Below are 21,484 nucleotides of genomic sequence, written 5' to 3'. Positions count from 1 at the left end.
TGAACTCACTTCCGTCCAGGCGCCCCTGATCTCCTACGTCCCCCAGGACGTAGACATCACGGTTCCGATCCAGGAAGTGCGCAACCTGGAAAGCGGTGCGACAAACATTCTGTCGACCCTCCCGTCAGAATCCACAGAGGCCACCCTGCGTGGCATGTTCGTCCGCTCCACCGACGACAGCCTCGACGTGGTCGTGCGCAACGTCGTTCCGCTGTCCATCAGCAAGGACGCTCTGCGGAAGCTGCCGGACGACGCGCAGCTGCGCATCACCTCCGACTACGAATCCACCCGCGCCTGGGTCCCGGACGCAGACAAACACCTAGACTACGCGCTGGATTCCACCATCGATGACGACATCCGCCCTGCCCTCACTGGCATCTACACGGATATTAAGAACACGGAGAAGAACGCCAACAACACGATCGACGCGGGCTTCCAGGCACACGTCACCGTCGATTCGCGTTTTACCTCTTCCCCGTCGGCTATCAAGTACCTGGCCATCTTCGTAGGCATCATCGCCACCGCGATCGCCCTGTACTGCCTGTACCGCATCGATATCCTCGACAAGCGGACCACGTCCCGCCGCTTGTTCCCCCGCAACTGGTGGAAGCCCCGACCACTCGACGGCGTGGTCGGCTTCATCCTGCTGGCCTGGTACTTCGTCGGCGCCAACACCTCGGATGACGGCTACCTGCTGACCATGGCTAAGGTCTCCCACGAGTCCGGCTACATGGCCAACTACTACCGGTGGTTCGGCGTACCGGAATCCCCCTTCGGCTCACCGTTCTACGACCTGCTGGCACTGATGACGCAGATCTCCTCCGCATCCATCTGGATGCGCCTGCCCTCCCTGATCGCGGGCATCGTCACGTGGCTGATCCTTTCCCGTGAGGTCATGCCGCGCCTCGGCGCCAAGATCAACCAGCGCCAAGTCGCCCACTGGACCATGGCGGCGACGTTCCTGCTGTTCTGGATGACCTTCAACAACGGCACGCGCCCGGAGCCGATCATCGCCGTGCTCTCCCTGCTGGCCTGGGTCTCCTTCGAACGCGCCATCGCCACCCACCGCCTGCTGCCCGCCGCGGTCGGAACGATCATCGCCACCCTGGCTCTGGGTGCGGGCCCGACTGGTCTGATGGCCGTCTCCGCCCTGCTGGCCTCCCTGGGTGCGCTGATCCGCATTCTCACCCGCCGCCTGCCTCTGCTGGGCGCACCGAAGGGTGCTCCAAAGAAGACAGTCATCACCGCCATCATGGCGCAGATCGCGCCGTTCCTGGCCGCCGGCACAGCGATCCTCACGGCTGTGTTCGCGGACCAGACGCTACGTACGGTCACCGAGGCCATCAAGCTGCGTGGCGCAATCGGTCCGTCGCTGCAGTGGTTCGAGGAGTTCCGCCGCTATGAGGCGCTCATGGAGCAGACCGTCGACGGCAGCTTCCCGCGCCGCTTCACTATGGTCATGCTGTTCTTCTGCATCGGCATCGTCGTGGCGGCCATGCTGCGCAACGGGCGCATCACCGGAGCCGCTAAGGCTCCGTCCACCCGCCTGTTGCTGATCGTTCTGGGCACGCTGTTCTTCATGACGTTCACGCCCACCAAGTGGACCCACCACTTCGGCGTGTTCGCGGGTATCGGTGCTGCATTGACGGCTCTAGCAGCCGTTGCCGCCTCGCGTTTCGCGCTGCAGACCAAGCGCAACCAACTGCTGTTCCTGGGCTCTACCCTGATGCTGTTCGCCTTCACCCTCGCCGGCCCGAACGGCTGGTGGTACCTGTCCTCCTACGGCGTGCCATGGTGGGATAAGCCGGTACAGCTCTCTGGTCTCACCGCTAGCACCGTGATGCTTGCTGTATCTGTTGTGGTTCTTTTCTGGGGTGTGATCGTTGGCTTTCTTGCGGACGCCAAACGCGCCCGTGCCACCACCGAATCGGAAGTGGCCGATCTTGAACGGGCCGAAACTAAGAAGCTTCACCAGTTCCGTGGCCTGACGGCCGCGCCGATCGCCGTGCTGACGGCCTTCACGGTCGTGTTCACCCTGGCCTCCCTGACGAAGGGCATGGTCAGCCAGTGGCCCGCCTACTCCGTGGGCAAGGGCAACATGATGGCTCTCACGGGCCAGACCTGTAACCAGGCTGCGGATGTTCTGGTGGAGACCAACACGAACGACTCCTTCCTCCAGCCTGCCGACGGCAGCTCCCTGGAGGACTCCCTGACCAGCGGTGGGGGACGTGGTTTCGAACCGAATAACATTCCCGCCAAGATCGACTCCAAGTCCTCCGGCGACTCCCAGGCCACTGTGGGCTCTTCCGACCAGTTCCGTAGCGAGGATTCCGGCTCCGACAACACGAACGCTTCCTCTGACCAGGGCGACACGCAGAACGCGGCGTCACAAGATAAGGCAACGAACGAATCCGAGGAAGAGACGAGCAGCAATGACGGCAACGACGGCGGCGACGCATCCGGCACCACCGGCGGCCTGAAGGCTACCAAGGGCGTGAACGGATCTTATGCGGTGCTGCCGTTCGGAATCGACGCGAACAAGGTGCCAGTGGTCGGCTCGTACACCGAGGGCCTGCAGACGCCCGCAAACACCACGACCAGCTGGTACAGCCTGCCGGAGGACCGCGAGGGTCTGCCGCTGCTGGTGTTCAGCGTGGCCGGGCAGGTCGGACACTTCGACATGGATGGCATCTTCAAGTACGGCCAGGAGATCAAGGTCCAGTTCGGCAAGTCCGGAGGTTCCAAGAAGGCTGAGGACTTTGAGGTGCTCGGCGAACAGATTCCGCTGGATCCGGGCTACGCGCCCGAGTGGCGTAACATGCGCATCCCGATGGACCAAGTGCCGGAGGATGCGGACTCGGTACGCATTGTGGCGAACGATCCGAACCTGACGCCTACGCAGTGGATTGCCATTACGCCGCCGCGCGTCCCGGAGATGGAGTCGCTGAACGACTACGTGGGCTCCGAAGCACCGACACTGCTGGACTGGACCATCGCTTTCCAGTTCCCGTGCCAGAAGCCGTACGACCACTGGGCGGGTGTAGCAGAGGCTGCAGAGTTCCGCATTTCGCCGGACCACGACGTGCGCAGCAACCACACGCCGGTGATGGACTACGCCGGTGGTGGCTCCTACGGGCTGGTGCAGATGACCTCACAGGCCGAGGAGGTACCGACCTACCTGCAGAACGACTGGCAGCGGGACTGGGGTGTGCTGGACAAGCTGACCCCGTTCCCGAATGCGAACGGCGATAAGCCGAAGCCGGTGAAGCTGGATACGGAGACGGATAAGCGCTCTGGGCTCTGGTACAACGGGCCGATGAAGTTCTCGGACTAGGGTTCGGGGGCTGGGCGGGAGCCCTGCGGCCAGGATCCTTGCGGGTGGCGGATGTCCCAAATCTTCCACTTTCGACGAGTAGCGCCTTTGCAGCAAAAATTTGCGCCACCCTGACCTGCGGAAATAGATGGTTATAAAAACAGAGTGGAAGATTTGGGACATTCCCCGGTTCCAGCTCGCCGAGGCGGGGGCGCAAGAGCGGGATAGGGATTACAAAAAGCGCCGCCCGGTTAGGGCGGCGCTTCATTTCTCTAGCTGTTTGCTCGCTGGTCCGGAAGCTCCGTGCACTTAGTCAACGAAACCGCTGCACTTAATTAACGGAACCTTGGCACTTTGCCAGCGGCAAGGCGGTGGCGCTTAGTTCGCAGCGGGAGCCGGGGCTGCCGGCGGAACCGGAGCGGCCGGAGCCTGGCCAGTGGCCGGCGCGGCGGCAGCATCCGCCGGCGCGGAGCCGTCCGGGTTCGCGGACTTGGCGGCGTCGGCCAGCTCTGCGAAGGCATTCGCGTCGGGCTGAACCTCGCCATTCTCCAGCTTGGCGTTCCAGTTGGAGATACCGCCGAACTGCTGCAGCAGGCTCAGAACCTGGCCGATGTTCACCGTGCCGCCTTGGCCGCCAGCACCCGGCGCATAGCCCTGGACGAGCTTCAGAATGGCCTCGACCGGCAGCTTGTTACCGCCAGCGTTGAACTCCTTCAGCGCGCCGGACAGTGCGGTGTAGGCAGTCAGAATCTCCTGGGCAGTCTTCACGGAACCGGTTGCCTGGGCACCCTGATCCGGGCCGCCGGCAGAACCTGCAACCTGTGCCGGATCCATGCCCTGCAGCTGCTGCTTACCCTGGGTCAGCAGAACATCCGGGGACACGCGGCCACCGATAACACCCAGCAGCTGCATCATGAAGTCGGATGCCAGCGGGACGTTCACGCCGGTGGCGTGCTCGATCTTGTTGGCGATCTCGGCTTCCCCTTCAACGGCAGGACGCATCGGATCCATCGCTTCGGAAGCCTGACCTGCAGCGGTATCCGCAGGCATGCCGGATGCCAGGGCGTTCAGGGCAGCGTCGTCACCGTAGTACTTGTTCAGATCCACCTGGGTCTGCACGCCGTTAACGCGACCAGAGCCGGAGTACTGCCAGAAGGTGACGTGGTCCCAACCGCCCGGGATCTTATCCGGCAGGGTGTCGCGGTAGTAGGCCAGCCACAGCGGGTACTCGGAGAACTCGGTGGTGTTGGCCATCCGCTGGATCCAGAAGCTGTAGTAGGTGTAGATGATCGGATCGCGGCCGGTCTGGACCTTAATCTCGTCGATCCACTCGCGGACCCAGTTCTGCAGCTGGGTCGGGTTCAGACCCTCGTGCTCCTCCAGGTCCAGAACCGGAGGCAGCGAGGGCTGAACGCCGGTGGCCAGGACGCTGGCGTAGTGGCGAGCCTCGGCACGCGGGTTGCCGCTGCCCGGGCGGGCGTAGTGGTAACTGCCCGGAACCAGGCCAGCCTGCTGGGCCTTTGCGGAGTCCGTGGTGAACGCCGGGTTGGTGTAGGACGTGCCCTCGGTCGCCTTGACGAAGACGAAGGACTGGCCGGACTGCTTCACGGCAGTCCAGTCGATGGCGGCACCGCCAGGGTGCTGGTGGGAGGCAACGTCGATGCCATTCAGCGCCCACGAGGGGACGGGAACAACATCGGTGGCGACGAGCGCTGCAACCGTCAAAGCGGAGCCAGCGAGTGCCGTTGCGGTGAGGCGTTTCGGTACGGACGTGCGCGTGGAGCGGCGCCATGGCAGTGAAATCATGAATCACACCATACCCAAGAACCACACGTTTCACATCATTCACATCAACCCCATGGGGTACATCTTTCACCCCATGAAACCATTGGCTAGAAAATCCCTGCTCAAGCACTTGTGTGATTTTTGTCACACTCGCTGATATATCGTCACAGCTGGGCAAACACCGCGCTTTTTCCACCGCAGAAACTCCACACTCGTCCACACAATCGCCCATACTGCGAGCGCCGCCAGCGCCACCCAGACAAAGCCCATCCACAGCAGCTGGAACACCGGCGACACATCTAGCCAGCGAATATTCCACGCAAAATGCGTCAAGAAGCCAAGACCGCCCCACAGCACGACCGCCCCCAGGCGCCAGGCGACACCGCGCGGCTTCCCCGCTTTCGCTCCCACGAACATCGCCAAGCCGATCCCATAGCCGACCAGCGCGCTGAACATCATGTGCTTGGCAGGCCCGGCGATCACTCGCAACAGGTACGTCGACAAGGCTCCTTGCATGTCAGACACCGGATCCATCACCGCCAGCATCATCGCGTACATCATGTTCTCGAAGACCTCGAAACCCAGCCCCACCAGCAATCCGGCGATAATGCCGTGCCACGGGCGGTTCCACCAAGCGCGCCCCATCCACAGCAGGAGCCATATGCCCAGCCCCTTAGCGATCTCCTCCGGGTAGGCGCCTCCAAAGCTGGCCGTCAGCCCGTGCCAGCCCAGCTTGTCTACGGTGCTCACCACCGGCGGCTGAATCACCACCGCCGCCAGCACCACAGAGGCCGCCCCACCCCACAGCACTGCCAGCGCAGCCAGCCGCTTAGGTGTGCCCCTATATATAGGCAGCGCCCACACGCACAGCAGCGCCCCAGCCAAGTGCAGCGCGCCGATCAGCAGCACCAGCCCCAGAGTTGGGCTCACCGTTGAAGGATTATTGCCGATCAGCAGAAACCCGGACATCACGAGGCTCGGAACCACCAGCAGCCAGTACGCCGCCAGCCAGCCGTCGCGGAATAGTCGCAGTTTCGGCCGTTGCTGGGGCGGGTGCTTCAAGTGAAACTCGAGTGGCACCTCGAACACGCGGTAGTTGCGCGCCTTAAACATCGGATTCACCTGCGCTTTCTGCGTTGTCGTCCAAGCTGACGCCGCGCACGAGCTCGTCGATCTCTTCTAACTGCTTTCTGATTGACGCCGACTTCACCGGCATCTGTACCACCACTATCGGGGCCGTGCCGTCGGGTTCGAGGCTGTGCTCCAGTTCGCTATTGGGCTCCCCGCCGACGCCATTGTCCGCACCGGCACCAGCATCCGCGCCCTCTCCTGGAACCGCATCCGGATCCCTCACGAATGCAACCGCCACGAATCGCTTCTCCCCCAGCTTGTAAGTATCCGTCACGCGCAGTTGCTTGACCTGCATCTTCTTCAACTGCTCTCGGTTTTCCTCCGAGATCTTGCCCAGCACATCGATCGACTGCAGGTTCACACCATCCTGAAAAACTATCGCACGCACGGCGCGGTTCACGGCCTGCGAGATGGGTTCCTCGCCGCCTTTCACGTCCACACCCGATAGGCCGGTCACTCCGTAGCTTTCTCCATCGCAATCCAATTCCATCACTCCGGGGCGCCCCAGGCCGGGCGAATCGTGACATTCCTCCAGGGAGGCAAACCGCAGCGGCCACTCGGAATAGGTGAGAATCGAGTCCGCCATCCCTTCCGCGACGGTCAGGGATTGGGGCTCGTCTTCCAGGGTGGCGTCCACAATAAAAACACCGCCAACCAGCAACAACAGTGTCCCTAGAAGATAGGCCGAATACGCACCGCGCCGCTTCGGGCTAGTCGGTGCGGGGCGATACGTGGTCGGTGGGGCAGGCCTGGCGGGCTTGGTGGGCAATGCAGGACGAGCTGACACAGGTGGAACCGAGGCCATCGGTCGCTGTGGTGGGCGTACGGGCGCACCTTGTGATGGGCGAGCTGGCCGCCCATGCTGCGGCCCCTGTGGCGCGGGATGATGGAACATACGCCATAGCCTAACCACTGTGCGGGACACCCTGTCCGCGGCGGTGTCTAAGGTGGTGGGCATGGTAGAAAACAACGCCGCAAAAACTAACGCTGTAGAAACCCCAGACGACATCTCCGAGGCCGCGCCTCAGAACCAGGCCGGCGAGCCCACCCAGCCATCACCGGCGCAGGACCTGTACCGCCACGTGAACGGCGCCTGGCTGGCGACCCACAAGATCCCCAGCGACCGCCCCGTCGACGGCACCTTTCACCAGCTGCGCGACCTCGCCGAGCAGGAGGTTCGCGAGATCGTAGAGGCCGCCGCCACCGACGAGCCGAACGGCCGCGTGGGCGCCCTGTACTCCTCTTTTATGGACGTGCAGGGCATCGCCGCCGCGGGTCTGGCCGGCCTGCGGGAGCCTTTGGGGCTTATTAATGACGCCACCTCGGTCACCGACCTGGCCAAAGTACTCGGCAGGCTCGATATGGAGGGCACCGGTGGTGTTGCGGGGTATTGGATCGAAAAGGATTCCAGCCAGGACATCGAGCGTGCCTACCTGGTGCAGACCGGGCTGGGGCTGCCGGATGAGGCGTACTACCGGGAGGAACAGCACGCGCCGACCCGCGAGGCCTACCACGAGTTCGTAGAGGACATGCTGGGGCTGGTCAGCGAGCTGGAGCTGCCCGGAAAGTATGCGGATGCGGGCGCGGCTGCGGCGGCGGATGCGATCTGCGCGTTCGAGACCGAGCTGGCGCGCGGGCACTGGGACAACGTGGCCAGCCGCGATGCGGAGAAGACTTATAACCCGACAAAGGTCGAGGATCTGCCTACGGGCTTCCCCTTCCGCGAGTGGCTGGCGGCCACGGGCGTGGATACGCAGAGTGCGGGCGGGGGCACCATCGTGGTGTGCCAGCCCAGCTACCTGGAGCACGTCGCGGCCATGGCCACCGGTGAGGGAGATAACCCGCAGGTCAGTGGCCTGGATGAGTGGAAGCTGTGGGCCTACTGGCGGGTGATCTTGAGCAGCGCGGCATACCTGCCGACGGAGGTGAACCTGCGGAACTGGGAATTCTACGGGCGCACCCTGTCCGGCGCTACGGAGCAGCGGGCGCGGTGGAAGCGCGGCGTCGCCCTGGTCGAGGGCGCCGTGGGCGAGGAAGTCGGCAAGAAGTTCGTCGCCCAGCACTTCCCGCCGGAGCACAAGCAGAAGATGCTGGAGCTGGTGGATTACCTGATCGCCGCCTACCGCGAGCGCATCAGCGACCTGGCCTGGATGACCCCCGCTACACGCGAGAAGGCACTGGCGAAGCTGGAGAAGTTCGAGGCGAAGATCGGCTATCCGGATAAGTGGCGCGACTTCGACGGCCTGGAGTTTGGCTCCACCGGCGCCGATCTGCTGGCGAACGTGCGCGCGGCCAGCCGCTTCAACCACAACTACGAGGTTTCCAAGCTGGGTAAGCCCAGCGACAACGACACCTGGTTCACCACCCCGCAGACGGTGAATGCGTTCTACAACCCGGTGAAGAACGACATCACCTTCCCGGCGGCGATCCTGCGCCCACCATTCTTCGACCCGGCGGCGGACATGGCCGGCAACTTCGGCGCCATCGGCGCTGTGATTGGCCACGAGATCGGCCACGGCTTCGACGACCAGGGTTCGAAGTACGACGGCGACGGAAACCTGAACTCCTGGTGGACCGAAGAGGACCGCAAGGCCTTCACCGCGCTGACCGACAAGCTGGTGGCCCAGTACGACGGCCTGGTGCCGACGGGCCTGCGCCAGCGCGGCATCACCGAGCACACCGTCAACGGCAGCTTCACCCTGGGCGAAAACATCGGTGACCTCGGCGGATTGGGCATCGCCATCGTGGCTCTGCGCCGCTATCTGGCGGATCAGGGGCAGACCTTCGAGACGGCGGAGAAGCTGCCAGTCGAGGGGCTGGTGGATGCCGACGGCAACCCGGACGAAACCGAGTACACCGCCCTGCAGCGCGTTTTCCTGCGCTGGGCACGGATCTGGCAGACCGCAATCCGCCCGCAGATGGCGGCACAGTACGCCTCCATCGACCCGCACTCGCCGGCGGAGTTCCGCTGCAACGTGGTCTCCAGCAACATCGCGGAGTTCTACGAGGCCTTCGACGTCTCCGAGGGCGACGGAATGTGGCTCGCCGAGGACGAGCGCGTCTGCATCTGGTAGCGGTGCTCGCCGGGCTCGCCGAGCCTAACCGGGCGCCCGCTGGGCTTGCCCGACCCGCCGAGGCCAGCCCGGCGCGCTAGAACGCCTGGAAGTTCTCCGGGGCCAGCAGGTCCGGCTCGTGCGCGTCCTCGTCGGGGACGAACTCCTCAATCTCGCAGAGGTTCACCAGCGCGCCCGTCGGGTCCTCGATGGTGGCCATGCGGCCGAACTCGGATTCCCAGGCGGGGCGGATCACCTTTCCGCCCAGCTCTGGCGTGTTGGCGATGGCGGCGTCCACGTCCGCCACGCCGAGGTAAACGGTCCACATCCCGGGCACCTCCAGCTTGGAGGTATCCCACAGGCCCACCACGGCCGCGCCGTCGAACTCGCCGGTGGCATAGCGGAACTCCTCATCCCCTGTGCCATCCCCCGTACCATCCCCTGTGGCCTTAATATCCCAGCCCGCCAGCTCGTGGTAGAACTCCAGCGTCGTATCCCAGTTCTGAGCCACCATCAGCTCGAACCACACCGGGGTTCCGGGCTCGCCCGCGGCGATCAACGCATGCTCGTCCGCGGGATTGCGCAGACCGACCGTGGCCCCCGACGGGTCGACGATGACGGCCATGTCGCCACGGTCGCCCAGATCCTGCGGCTCCAGCACGGACTTCGCCCCCGCCTGCACTGCCTTGTCGTGCGCCTGTTGCACGTCCGGGGTGTACAGCAGCACTCCCCACAGGGATTGGTTGCCCTCCGGGATCTGCGCGATGCCCGCCACCGGCATGCCCTGCTTCTTCGCCACGGTGTAGCCGTCGTAACCATCGGCGACCGGCTCGAACTCCCAGCCCAGCAACTCGCTGTAGAACTTCTCCGCGCTGACTGCATCGGTGCTGGCCAGGTCCAACCATACGGGCATTCCGGGCTGGGCGATCATTGCAGGCATGGTTCCTCCACTGCTCTTTCTTGTGTTCTTGGGGTGTGTCTGTTGTTTCTTATTGACGCCAACCGGCCTCCGCAGGCCAGGCATTCAGCTAACGCTAGATCGCGTTATCCTCGCGGACATCTTCCAGGCTGACGTTGCGCCACTTCTCCGGATCGAAGTCATCGTCCGCAGTGGACTCGTCGAAAAACTCGCCGAGGTCATCGTCGGATTCCGCTCCATTCGCAGCAGCGCCAGCATCCGCCGCGCCGGCCACCACGGCTCCCGCCAGCACGTCGCCAGTGTCCGCATCCACCAGGGTCACTTCGTCGCCCGGGCGCAGCGCCTTACCGCGGCGGGTATCCACCGCGCCGTTGACCTGCACAACTCCGGCGGCGATGGCTTCCTTGGCCTCCCCACCGGTCTCCACCAGGTTCGCCAGTTTGATGAACTGCCCCAGTTTGATTTCAGAATCGCGAATGCTGACCTCTGGAAACTCCATGGGCCTCAGTCTAGCGGGCTTTAGCTACCCACCAGCATCTGCACGCCCTCGAAGGCTAGGAACGCGCCCAGCACGACGAAGATCACCCCGGCCACCATCTCGATGAAGGGGTTGATTCGCTGGATCTTCTCCGCTCCCGCGGCCACTGCCAGGGCGAATCCGCAGAACCACGCCACGCCCACGACAGTCATCAAGACCAGCACCAGCAGCCGGTCCAGCAAGGAAGCCTCCACCGGGATGAACTGAGCGAACACCGAACCGAAGAACAGCAGCGCCTTGGGGTTGGAGAGGTTCGTCGCCAGCCCCAGACGCCAGGAGGCGAAGTCCCCCAGCGGTGCACGCGCCGCTGCCGGTGCTCCACCTTCAGACGTTGGAGCGCTGGTGGCGTCATTAATAGAAACAGCAGGCAAGACCGCCCGGGCGCGCCAATCTGCGTACCCGGAGCGAAACGCGCCTTGGCCCATATAGATCAGGAAACAGCCGCCGAACAGGTACAACACGGTCAGGATCCACGGGAAGGCCGCGATCAGCGCGGCCAGGCCCAGCATCGTGACTACCGGCCACAGCACGTTGCCCGTGCTAATTCCCAGTGCGGCGAACACCGCCGAGCGGCGCGAACGGGCACCCAAACGAATGAGCTGCACGGTGTCCGGGCCTGGCATCGTAATGGCCAGCACCCAGGCACCGAGCAGCCCTAGGTAAGCGGCTAGGCTCAAGCCTGCATCGCCACGTCAGTCGGGTTGATCGGGCGCGGCAGGGCGGTCTCGCCCATCAGCTCGCGGTCCAGCTCCGCTGCTGCGGAACGGCCCTCGGAGATGCCCCACACGATCAGGGACTGGCCACGGCCCGCGTCGCCGGCGACGAACACCGGAATGTCCGCGAACTCAGCGTTGGTGGGCTGGGCGCGGAAGGTATCGTCGCGCTCCAGGCGGCCACGCTCGCCGATCTGCAGGCCCAGGTCCCGCACCACCGGGGTCTCCTCGACGGAGACGAAGCCCATCGCCAGCAGCACCAGGTCGGCATCCATCTCGAAGTCGGACTCCGGGATGTTCTCCAGGCCGTTCTCGCCAAAGCGGCACTCGGCGCCCTTCAGGCCGGTGACCTTCTCGCCGTCGCCGGTGATCTCCACCGTGTTGATGGAGTAGCGGCGGATGCCCAGCTCGTCGCCCGGCTGGCGCTCGGCCAGGCCCAGGGCGGCGATCTCGTCGGCGGACTCGTTGCCGGTCACGCGGTACTCGCCCTCCTCGTGGGCGGACGCCACGCGCCAGATGCGCGGGTAAGTCGGCCACGGGGTGGATGCACCGCGGGTCTTCGGCGGCTTCGGGGTGATGTCGAACTGGGACACAGAGATGGCGCCCTGGCGCAGCGCGGTGCCGAAGCAGTCGGTACCGGTATCGCCACCGCCGATGATCACCACGCGCTTGCCCTTGGCGTTGATGGTGGAAACCTCGCGGTCGCCTTCGCAGACCTTGTTGGCCTCCGGCAGGTACTCCATCGCCTGGTAGACACCCTTCAGGTCGCGGCCCACGACGGGCAGATCGCGGCCGACGGTAGAGCCGATGGCGACGATCACGCCGTCGAACTCCTTCAGCTGCTCACCGGTCGGCGAGGTGTTGACGACGAACTTCGTGCCTTCGGCCTCCATCTGCTCGAGACGGCGGTCGATCCACTTCTTTTCCATCTTGTACTCGGGCACGCCGTAGCGCATCAGGCCACCGATGCGGTCTGCGCGCTCGAAGACGGTGACGTCGTGGCCCGCGCGGGTCAGCTGCTGCGCGGCAGCCAGGCCGGCCGGGCCGGAGCCCACGACGGCCACGCGCTGGCCGGTCTTGAAGCTCGGCTTGATCGGCTTGACCCAGCCTTCCTTCCAAGCGTGCTCAACGATGGTGTACTCGACGGTCTTGATGTTCACCGGGTCGTCGCCGATACCCAGCACGCATGCGCCTTCGCAGGGTGCGGGGCACAGGCGGCCGGTGAACTCCGGGAAGTTGTTGGTGGCGTGCAGGCGGTCATAGGCCTCGCGCCAGTTGCCCTTGCGCACCAGGTCGTTCCACTCGGGGATGATGTTGCCCAGCGGGCAGCCATCGTGGCAGAACGGGATGCCGCAGTCCATGCAACGGCTGGCCTGGGTCTGCACCTTGTCGTCGGAGAAGTCTTCGTAGACCTCGTTCCAATCCAGCAGGCGCAGCGGGACGGGTCGGTGTGCCGCCGACTCGCGGCGGTGCTTCAGAAATCCGCGTGGATCAGCCATTTACTTCACTTCCTCCATGATTGCGGCGGCGATGCCGTCGTTGTCCAAGCCTTCGGCTTCGGCCCGTGCGATCGTCTTGAGCACACGCGCGTAGTCGCGGGGCATGACCTTGATCAGATCCGCGGCGTTTACCTCCACGGTAGATCCGGTCAGGTCGCGGTGGGTCTGGATCGTCTGCTCGACCCAGCGCAGTTCTTCCTCATCGGTGATCTTTTCGATGTCGACGAGCTCGGTGTTGATGCGGTCGGTGACGCCACTACCGTCATCCACCAGGTAGGCAATGCCGCCAGACATGCCGGCCGCGAAGTTGTTGCCGATCTTGCCCAGGACGATAACGCGACCACCCGTCATGTACTCACAGCCGTGGTCGCCCACGCCCTCGACGACGGCGGTGAGGCCGGAGTTACGCACGCAGAAGCGCTCGCCCACGGTGCCGCGGATGAACATTTCGCCGTGTACGCCACCGAATCCCAGCACGTTGCCGGCGATGACGTCGCTGGTCGTATCCTCCGCCCCGTGGTTGGCGGCCGGGCGGATGACAATGCGGCCGCCAGACAGACCCTTGCCCACATAGTCGTTGGCGTCACCATTAAGGGTGAGCGTCATGCCATGGGTGGCAAAGGCACCGAAGGAGTTACCTGCGGAGCCCGTGAACTGCAGGTTCACAGTGTCCTGCGGCAGGCCATCGCGGTCGGCCACGCGGGAGATCAACGAGCCAGTCATGGTGCCAACGGTGCGGTTGACGTTGGTGATCGGGTAGCTGAGGTCGATCGAGACATCCTCGCCCGCAGCGGCGCGGCGGATCGTGTCCTCCGCATCAGAACGGATCTGGTTATCCAGCGCCTTGTCCAGCGAGTGATCCTGCTCCTTGGTGCAGTGCAGGCCCTGGTGCATGAAGGGGCTGTCCGGCTGGGCGAAGATGGGCGCCAGGTCCAGCTTGCCCGCGGTCTTGTGCTCTACTTCCATCTCGCCACCGGTCAGGCACTCGGAGTGGCCCACGGCCTCTTCCAGGGTGCGGAAGCCCAGCTCGGCGAGGTACTCGCGGACCTCTTCGGCGATGAACTTGAAGAAGTTCACCACGTGCTCCGCCTGGCCCGTGTAGCGCTTGCGCAGCTCCGGGTTCTGGGTTGCCACGCCCACCGGGCAGGTATCCAGGTGGCAGACGCGCATCATGATGCAGCCGGAGACCACCAGCGGGGCGGTGGCGAAGCCGAATTCCTCAGCACCCAGGAGGGCTGCCACCATCACGTCGCGGCCGGTCTTCAGCTGGCCGTCACACTGCACGGTAATGCGGTCGCGCAGGCCGTTCATCAGCAGGGTCTGCTGGGTCTCGGCCAGGCCGAGCTCCCACGGGCCACCTGCGTGCTTCAGCGAGGTCAGCGGGGAAGCGCCCGTGCCGCCATCGTGACCGGAGATCAGCACTACATCCGCGTGTGCCTTGGACACACCGGCGGCGACCGTGCCCACGCCCTGCTCGGCGACGAGCTTGACGTGGATGCGGGCATCCGGGTTGGCGTTCTTCAGGTCATGGATCAGCTGCGCCAGGTCCTCGATGGAGTAGATGTCGTGGTGCGGCGGCGGGGAGATAAGGCCCACGCCCGGGGTGGTCACGCGCACCTCGGCGATCCAGGGGTACACCTTGCTCGGCGGCAGCTGACCGCCCTCGCCAGGCTTCGCACCCTGGGCCATTTTGATCTGGATGTCCGTGCAGTTGTTCAGGTAGTGGCTGGTCACGCCGAAGCGGCCGGAGGCCACCTGCTTGATGGCGGAGCGCTTCCAGTCACCGTTCGGCTCCGGCTCGAAGCGGGCCGGATCCTCGCCGCCCTCACCGGAGTTGGACATGCCCTTCAGGCGGTTCATGGCGATCGCCAGGGTCTCGTGCGCCTCTGCGGAGATAGAACCGTAAGACATCGCGCCGGTGGCAAAGCGCTTCACGATCTCGCTGACCGGCTCGACCTCCTCGATCGGGATCGACGGGCGGTTGGACTTGAACTTGAACAGGCCACGCAGCGTAGCCAGGCGCTCGGACTGCTTGTTGACCTTCTCGGTGTACTCCTTGAAGATGCGGTACTGGCCGGTGCGGGTCGCGTGCTGCAGCTTGAAGACAGTTTCGGGGTTGAACAGGTGGTATTCACCCTCGCGGCGCCACTTGTACTCGCCGCCGATCTCAAGCTCGCGGTGCGCCTGCTCCTCGGGGCGGGGCAGGAATGCCGCGCGGTGGCGCTTGGCCACGTCATCGGCGATCTCGTCCAGACCGATGCCGGAGATGGGGCTGAAGGCGCCGACGAAGTACTCGTCGAGCAGGCTCTGGTGCAGGCCCACCACGTCGGCCAGCTGGGAGCCACGGTAGCTCGCCACTGTGGCAATGCCCATCTTGGACATGACCTTCTGGATGCCGGCGGTCGCGGCCTTGATGTAGTTTTCCTCGGCTTCTTCTGCGGTGACGCCCACTCGTCCGTCGTTGGCCATTTCATTAACGGTCTCGAGAGCCATGTACGGGTTGATGGCATCCGCACCGAAGTTGATGAGCATGGCCAGGTGGTGCACCTCGCGGGCACCGCCGGACTCGATCACCAGCGATGCGCGGGTGCGCGTCTTCTCCTGCACCATGTGGTGGTGCACAGCGCTGGTCAGCAGCAGCGACGGGATCGGAGCGTAACGCTCGTCGGACTCGCGGTCAGAGAGGATCAGGATGGTCGCACCGTCCTCGATTGCCTCGGTGACCTGGCGGCGAATGCGGTTGATGGCCTCGCGCAAGCCCTTGCCGCCGTGGGCGACGGAGTACAGGCCCGGGATGCGCACGGCCTTGAAGGCGCTCAAGTCCACGTCGGAGCCGGCGGCCTCGGCATTCTCCGCCGCACTCGCCAGGTTGGCCAGCGTCTGGTTACCCAGAATCGGGCTGTCCAGGTGGATACGGTGGGCGGCGTCCGGACCGGGGTTAAGAACATCCGCCTGCGCACCCAGCTGGGTGAACATGCTGGTGACCATCTTCTCGCGGTAGCTGTCCAGCGGCGGGTTGGTCACCTGCGCGAAACGCTGCGCGAAGAAGTCGTACAGCAGACGCGGGCGGTCGGACAGGGCGGCGATCGGAGTATCAGTACCCATCGAGCCGATGCCTTCGGCGCCGTTGTCGGCCATGGGGCGCAGTAGGGTCTCGAGGTCTTCCTCGGTGTAGCCGAAGACCCGCTGGCGCAGGACGATGCGCTCGTGGTTCATGGCGATCGGCTCGACGGTCGGCAGGTCGGACTCGCGGACCAGGTTCTCCTCTACCCACTGCTGGTAGGGCTGGTCGGCCAGGGCCTGCTTGATTTCCTCGTCCTCCACTACGCAACCGCGGGAGGTGTCGACCAGGAACATCTTGCCCGGCTCCACGCGGGTGCGCTTAACGATCTCGCTGTCTGGGATGTCCAGCACGCCGGCCTCGGAAGCCATGACGACGAGGCCATCCTTGGTGATCCAGATGCGTCCCGGGCGCAGACCGTTGCGGTCCAGGGTGGCGCCGATGAGGGTGCCGTCGGTGAAGGTGATGGCGGCCGGGCCGTCCCAGGCCTCCATGAAGCTGGAGTGGTACTCGTAGAACGCACGGACCTGCGGGTCGATGTGCGGGTTGCGCTCCCACGCCTGCGGAACCATCATCAGCACGGCGTGCGGCAGGCTGCGGCCGGCCAGGTGCAGCAGCTCCAGAGCCTCGTCGAAGCGGCCGGTATCCGAACCCTCCGGGTCACAGATCGGGAGCACGCGGTCCAGGTCGCCCAGCACCTCGGAGCGTAGCTGGGATTCGCGGGCGCGCATCCAGTTCTCGTTGCCGCGGACGGTGTTGATCTCACCGTTGTGCGCAACCAGGCGGTAGGGGTGAGCCAACGGCCAGGACGGGAAGGTGTTGGTGGAGAAACGCGAGTGCACGATGGCCAGCGCGGACTCCATGCGCTCGTCCTGCAGGTCCAGGTAGAACTCCCGCAGCTGCGGGGTGGTCAGCATGCCCTTGTAAACGACCGTGCGGGAGGACAGGGAGGGGAAGTACACGGTGTCTCCACCGGAGCCCTCGCCTGCGCCCTTGGTGCCGAGTTCACGCTCTGCACGCTTGCGGACGAAGAAGGCGCGACGGTCGAGCTCGAGGCCCTCGAGGGGGGCGCCGTTGGCGTCAACACCAGAGATAAAAAGCTGGTGGAACAGCGGCTCGGCGTCGCGCGCGATGGCGCCCAGGCTCGAATCGTCGACGGGCACGTCGCGCCAGCCGATGAGGTTCAGGCCCTCTTCTTTCACGATGGCCTCGACGGCACGCACCGCGTCGAGCGCGGCCATGCGGGAGTTCGGCAGGAAAGCGATGCCGGTGGCGTACTGGCCGGCCGGCGGCAGGGTGATGTCCTGCTTGGCCATCTCCTCCCGGTAGAAGCGGTCGGGGACCTGGATGAGGATGCCGGCGCCGTCGCCGGTGTTCTTTTCCGCTCCAGCTGCGCCACGGTGATCCAGGTTCACCAGGGCCTGGATGCCCTTGTCCACAATGTCGCGTGTCGCGCGGCCGTGCATGTCAGCCACGAAGGCGACACCACACGCATCATGCTCAAACTGGGGGTCGTAAAGACCCTGGCGTGCAGGGTAGTTTTTCATGATTTACGGCCTAACTTTCGTCACAAGTACTGCATTTGCATATGCGAATAAAGTTGCAATCGGACCGCCGGTCTGGTGGTGACGTGAGTCTCCGCCAAGAAACAGCTGTAGTTCCGGTCACACCATTTCGTCTTGGGTTATCTAGAGTGCACCCGTCGGTACGAGCAGACAAAATTAGGCTTGCCTTACTCTTTCTACCCTTACCTTTGTGTGTGATCGAAGTCACGCTGAACTGCGGCGATCGTCATACATTACTCACATTTTGATACATACTTTAACGCGCAGCAGTGTGAATGCTCTCGGTTTCTTCAAAAGCCTCACAAGTTTTTGCGCAGTTAGAGATAATTGCGCCCATGACCAACCAGCCTTCCAACAACTCCTCTAACTCCGCTGATGCTTCCGTCCGCACCCTGCTGCCGCTGACTACGGCACCGGGCGCCACTGCTCTCACCGCCACCCCGGTGGAAGATCCCGCCACCGCCTACAAGACCCTCCTCTCCCCTATCCAGGTAGGAAAGACGACCTTCCGCAACCGCGTGATCATGGGCTCCATGCACACCGGCCTGGAGGATTCCATCGAGGACGTGCCGAAGCTCGCCGCCTTCTATGCCGCCCGCGCCGAAGGTGGCGTGGCCGCGATGGTCACTGGCGGTTACCCGCCGGTTCTAGAGGGCAATCTGACCCCCTACGGCACTCCCTTTAACACCCCGGAGATCGCCGAAGCTCACCGCGAGATCACCGACGCAGTGCATGCCGGTGGCGCAAAGATCCTGCTGCAGCTGCTGCACGCCGGCCGCTATGGCTACCACCCGATGGCAGAGTCCGCCTCCGCCTCGCAGTCGCCAATCAGCCCCTTCCCCGCCCGCGAGATCGCGACCGAGGACGTTGAAAAGCTTATTGACGCCTACGCCACCTCCGCCGCTCTCGCTGCTGACGCAGGCTACGACGGCGTGCAGGTGATGGGGTCCGAGGGTTACCTGATTAACCAGTTCCTCGCGGAGCGCACGAACCAGCGCACCGACAAGTGGGGAGGCTCGGTCGAGAACCGCCAGCGCTTCCCCGTGGAGATTGTGAAGGCCATCCGCGCAAAGGTGCCGGAGGACTTCGTTATTGACTACCGCATCTCCGTGCTGGAGCTGGTCGAGGGCGGCCAGAGCCAAGAGGAAATCCTGCAGCTGGCCAAGAAGATCGAGGAAGCTGGCGCGGACCTGCTGAGCTCCGGTGTGGGCTGGCACGAGGCGCAGATCCCGACCATCGTGACCTCCGTCCCCCGTGGCGCCTTCGCCTGGGCGACCCAGAAGGTGCGCGAGCACGTGAACATCCCCGTGGTGGCCTCCAACCGCATCAACACCCCGGAGGTTGCCGAGGCCATCCTCGACGGAAGCTGGGACGGTGGCGACGGCGAGCCCGCCGGCACCCCGCAGGCCGACCTGGTCTCCATGGCCCGCCCGCTGCTGGCCGACCCGGAGTTCGTCAACCGGGCTGCACGCGGCCTGAACACCGAAATCAACCACTGCATCGCCTGTAACCAGGCCTGCCTGGACCACACCTTCGAGAACAAGCGGGCGACCTGCCTGGTTAACCCGCGCGCCGCCTACGAGACCGAGCTGGAGCTGCTGCCCGCACAGGGCACCAAGAAGGTCGGCGTGATCGGCGGTGGCGTGGCCGGACTCTTCGCCGCTGAGGCGCTGGCGCTGCGCGGCCACGATGTGACCGTCTTCGAAGCGGCGGACACCCTGGGTGGTCAGTTCAACCTGGCTATGCGCGTGCCGGGCAAGGAGGAGTTCGTGCAGGCGCTGTACGCGGTGGTCAACCGCCTGGAGGGCCTGAAGGTGAACATCTCCACTGGCAAGGCCGTTACCCCGGAGGAGCTTAAGGCCGAGGGCTTCGAGGAAGTTGTTGTGGCCACGGGCGTGCGCCCGCGCATTCCGGAATTCCCGGGTGTGAACGAGGGCCTGGAGGGCAAGATCGACGGCGTGACCGTCGCCACCTACGCCGAGCTGATCTCCGGGAAGAAGGCGGCTGGCGAATACGTGGCCGTCATCGGCGCTGGCGGCATTGGCTACGACGTGGCGGAATTCCTGCTGGAGGATCGCCAGGGCGCCCCGCAGTCCCTGACCTCCTGGAACAGCCAGTGGGGCGTGGTCGAAGACTCGGATGTACACGGCAACCTCTCCTCTCCGCAGCCGGAGCGCCCGCAGCGCCGCGTGGTGATGCTGCAGCGCAAGCCAACCCGCATGGGGCGCACGCTGGGCAAGACGACCGGCTGGGTACACCGCGCGGCGGTGGCCATGGGCGGCACGGAGCAGATCGTTGGCGTGACCTACGAGAAGATCGATTCCGACGGCCTGCACATCACCGTCCCGGTGGAGGACCCGCAGGTCACCCTGAAGAAGATCAAGCAGATCAAGACCGGTACCTTCGAGGGCCGCACGCTGGATCGCGCCGAAAAGCAGGAGCTGCTGGAGCAGATCGAGCGCGAGACCAAGGAGAACCGCGAAGATCGCGTGATCAACGTGGACACGGTCGTGCTGTGCACGGGCCAGGAGTCCGTGCGCCCGGAAGGCGCCGAGAAGAGCGACGCCGAGCAGGACGGCACCTCTGACGTCCACATTATCGGCGGCGCGGACGTTGCCGCGGAGCTGGACGCCAAGCGTGCCATCCGCCAGGCCGTGGAGCTGGCCGCGCGGCTCTAGGCTCCCTCGGCTGGCTCCACCACCCGGTCGTCAACCATGCCGATAGCCTGCATCAGCGCGTAGCAGGTGGTGGGGCCTACGAATTGAAATCCCCGGCGCTTTAGCTCCTTCGCCAGCGCCTTGGACTCCGGCGAAGTCGAGGGCACCCCATCCAGCGATGTCGGACGGAAGTGCTCCGCCGGGGTGAACGACCACACGAGTACCGGCAGACCCGGCGCCAGCCGGTTGGCCGCCCCGCCCAGAACGTCGCGGGCGGGCGAATCCTCCGGCAACTCCTGATATTCCTCCGCTCGCCGCAGCTCCAGCGTCGCCTTGGCGTTTTCGTAGAGTGCTTCGTGCTTGCGGGCATTACGAATCAAGCGTTCGTCCTGCAGAGCAGCGCGCCTTTGGGGCTCGCTCATTTCGGTGATGCGCTGGGCGTCAAAAAGAAAGAACACAGAGCGAAAATCCCTCCGCTTGCGCAGGATGGTGGCCCACGACAAGCCGGATTGGAAGCCTTCGAGGGCGATGCGCTCCAGCAGGCCGTGTTCGGTGATGACGGGGCGACCCCACTCGTTGTCGTAGTAGTCCAGCTCAATCTCGCTGCGATAGGCCCACGGCGGACGGGCGACTCCCGATTCATCGACGAGCTGCCCGGTGCTGGTGGTGAGAAGTTGGCCTTCCATCGGGTTCCTTTCAACTACGGCCAAGAACATGTGTCAAACATGTGGCCTGGATTTCAGTGTGCAGAGTCCAGTTCGCAGTGTTTGATGTGCGGAATTTGGTGCGCGCTCGCGAGCGCTGGTAGACATTCAATAGCGTAACCAAAAGATGGGACGGGGTGGCATGTAAGACGGCCACCAACCCATCCAATCAGCAGGGTTATCCACAGACAGCTCGGGCTGTGAATAACCCTACTTAGGGGTGGAACACTTGAGGTTCACCTGGCATTACACCCCTGGAATTGGGATAGCCCCGAAACGAAAGAAGCGACAATACTAGGCTTAAAGAAGCCCAACAGTTTCGACTGTTCGTTCCTATTGCCCTTTAAGTTTTCGTAGGGCTATACACAGCCCTGCAGAAGTTATGCAAACATTCGCCGCCACTGAACATGCAGCTGAACAGCACGAACCGCTAAGATCTACGAACCGGAGAAGACCGATGGAAAGCCAGCAACGCGATACGGGCACGTTCCGGGCGGTATCTGTCCAACGTGGCGGCTTCGTCGATGAGACGGGCACACCGGCCGT

At 64.4% G+C, this 21,484-nt stretch carries 12 protein-coding genes; 3 read left to right on the top strand and 9 right to left on the bottom strand.

Going from position 1 to position 21,484, the window contains the following annotated elements; genetic code table 11:
* A partial coding sequence (locus Q0331_RS03050; RefSeq protein ID WP_298074764.1) for an arabinosyltransferase domain-containing protein occupies positions 1–3,334 on the top strand: 3,334 nt, incomplete at its 5' end.
* A gap of 357 nt (positions 3,335–3,691) precedes the next feature.
* Here Q0331_RS03050 and Q0331_RS03045 read toward each other — a convergent pair.
* From Q0331_RS03045 to Q0331_RS03035, 3 genes are all read right to left on the bottom strand, one after another.
* A complete protein-coding gene (locus tag Q0331_RS03045; protein WP_298074762.1) occupies positions 3,692–5,119 on the bottom strand; it encodes a glycoside hydrolase family 25 protein in 1,428 nt (475 codons plus the stop codon).
* A 123-nt stretch (positions 5,120–5,242) separates the two neighbouring features.
* Positions 5,243–6,211, bottom strand: coding sequence for a PrsW family intramembrane metalloprotease (locus Q0331_RS03040; RefSeq protein WP_298074766.1), 969 nt, complete (start codon positions 6,209–6,211; stop codon positions 5,243–5,245).
* Entirely contained in the window at positions 6,204–6,893 is a 690-nt protein-coding gene (locus tag Q0331_RS03035; RefSeq protein WP_298074760.1) for a hypothetical protein, read from the bottom strand. Before Q0331_RS03035 ends, Q0331_RS03040 begins: the two co-directional genes overlap by 8 nt.
* Positions 6,894–7,185: 292 nt before the next feature.
* On the opposite strand from Q0331_RS03035, the gene Q0331_RS03030 reads away from it, so the two are divergent.
* Positions 7,186–9,303: a M13 family metallopeptidase gene (locus Q0331_RS03030; protein WP_298074758.1), complete on the top strand. Its 2,118-nt coding sequence runs from the start codon at positions 7,186–7,188 to the stop codon at positions 9,301–9,303.
* A 76-nt stretch (positions 9,304–9,379) separates the two neighbouring features.
* Here Q0331_RS03030 and Q0331_RS03025 read toward each other — a convergent pair whose 3' ends face one another.
* From Q0331_RS03025 to gltB, 5 genes are all read right to left on the bottom strand, one after another.
* Positions 9,380–10,222 carry a VOC family protein gene (locus Q0331_RS03025; protein WP_298074756.1) on the bottom strand — a complete coding sequence of 281 codons (843 nt, stop codon included), beginning with the start codon at positions 10,220–10,222 and terminating at the stop codon, positions 9,380–9,382.
* Positions 10,223–10,316: 94 nt separating this feature from the next.
* A complete protein-coding gene (locus Q0331_RS03020; protein WP_298074754.1) occupies positions 10,317–10,700 on the bottom strand; it encodes an RNA-binding S4 domain-containing protein in 384 nt (127 codons plus the stop codon).
* Positions 10,701–10,720: 20 nt separating this feature from the next.
* Positions 10,721–11,416, bottom strand: coding sequence for a LysE family translocator (locus Q0331_RS03015; RefSeq protein WP_298074752.1), 696 nt, complete (start codon positions 11,414–11,416; stop codon positions 10,721–10,723).
* Entirely contained in the window at positions 11,413–12,951 is a 1,539-nt protein-coding gene (locus tag Q0331_RS03010) for a glutamate synthase subunit beta (RefSeq protein WP_269944763.1), read from the bottom strand. The genes Q0331_RS03015 and Q0331_RS03010 overlap by 4 nt, the downstream gene beginning before the upstream one ends.
* On the bottom strand, positions 12,952–17,559 hold the full coding sequence (gltB, locus tag Q0331_RS03005) for a glutamate synthase large subunit (protein ID WP_298074747.1): 4,608 nt from the start codon (positions 17,557–17,559) through the stop codon (positions 12,952–12,954).
* 353 nt (positions 17,560–17,912) lie between these two features.
* Between gltB and Q0331_RS03000 the strand changes: the two genes are divergently transcribed.
* Positions 17,913–20,255 carry an NADPH-dependent 2,4-dienoyl-CoA reductase gene (locus tag Q0331_RS03000; protein ID WP_298074745.1) on the top strand — a complete coding sequence of 781 codons (2,343 nt, stop codon included), beginning with the start codon at positions 17,913–17,915 and terminating at the stop codon, positions 20,253–20,255.
* On the opposite strand, the gene Q0331_RS02995 is transcribed toward Q0331_RS03000, so the two are convergent.
* Entirely contained in the window at positions 20,252–20,920 is a 669-nt protein-coding gene (locus tag Q0331_RS02995; protein WP_298074743.1) for a DNA-3-methyladenine glycosylase I, read from the bottom strand. The genes Q0331_RS03000 and Q0331_RS02995 overlap by 4 nt on opposite strands.
* Positions 20,921–21,484: the final 564 nt, after the last annotated feature.

The sequence above is a fragment of the uncultured Corynebacterium sp. genome (assembly GCF_937999985.1).
GTDB lineage: Bacteria > Actinomycetota > Actinomycetes > Mycobacteriales > Mycobacteriaceae > Corynebacterium.
Note: the sequence above shows the minus strand (reverse complement) of the source record. Positions and strands in the feature narration are given on the sequence as shown.

Coding starts and splice junctions, on each gene's coding strand:
- gltB (WP_298074747.1), bottom strand. CDS start 17,559: ATGAAAAACTACCCTGCACGCCAGGGTCTTTACGACCCCCAGTTTGAG.
- Q0331_RS02995 (WP_298074743.1), bottom strand. CDS start 20,920: ATGGAAGGCCAACTTCTCACCACCAGCACCGGGCAGCTCGTCGATGAA.
- Q0331_RS03000 (WP_298074745.1), top strand. CDS start 17,913: ATGACCAACCAGCCTTCCAACAACTCCTCTAACTCCGCTGATGCTTCC.
- Q0331_RS03040 (WP_298074766.1), bottom strand. CDS start 6,211: ATGTTTAAGGCGCGCAACTACCGCGTGTTCGAGGTGCCACTCGAGTTT.
- Q0331_RS03045 (WP_298074762.1), bottom strand. CDS start 5,119: ATGATTTCACTGCCATGGCGCCGCTCCACGCGCACGTCCGTACCGAAA.
- Q0331_RS03010 (WP_269944763.1), bottom strand. CDS start 12,951: ATGGCTGATCCACGCGGATTTCTGAAGCACCGCCGCGAGTCGGCGGCA.
- Q0331_RS03025 (WP_298074756.1), bottom strand. CDS start 10,222: ATGCCTGCAATGATCGCCCAGCCCGGAATGCCCGTATGGTTGGACCTG.
- Q0331_RS03020 (WP_298074754.1), bottom strand. CDS start 10,700: ATGGAGTTTCCAGAGGTCAGCATTCGCGATTCTGAAATCAAACTGGGG.
- Q0331_RS03030 (WP_298074758.1), top strand. CDS start 7,186: ATGGTAGAAAACAACGCCGCAAAAACTAACGCTGTAGAAACCCCAGAC.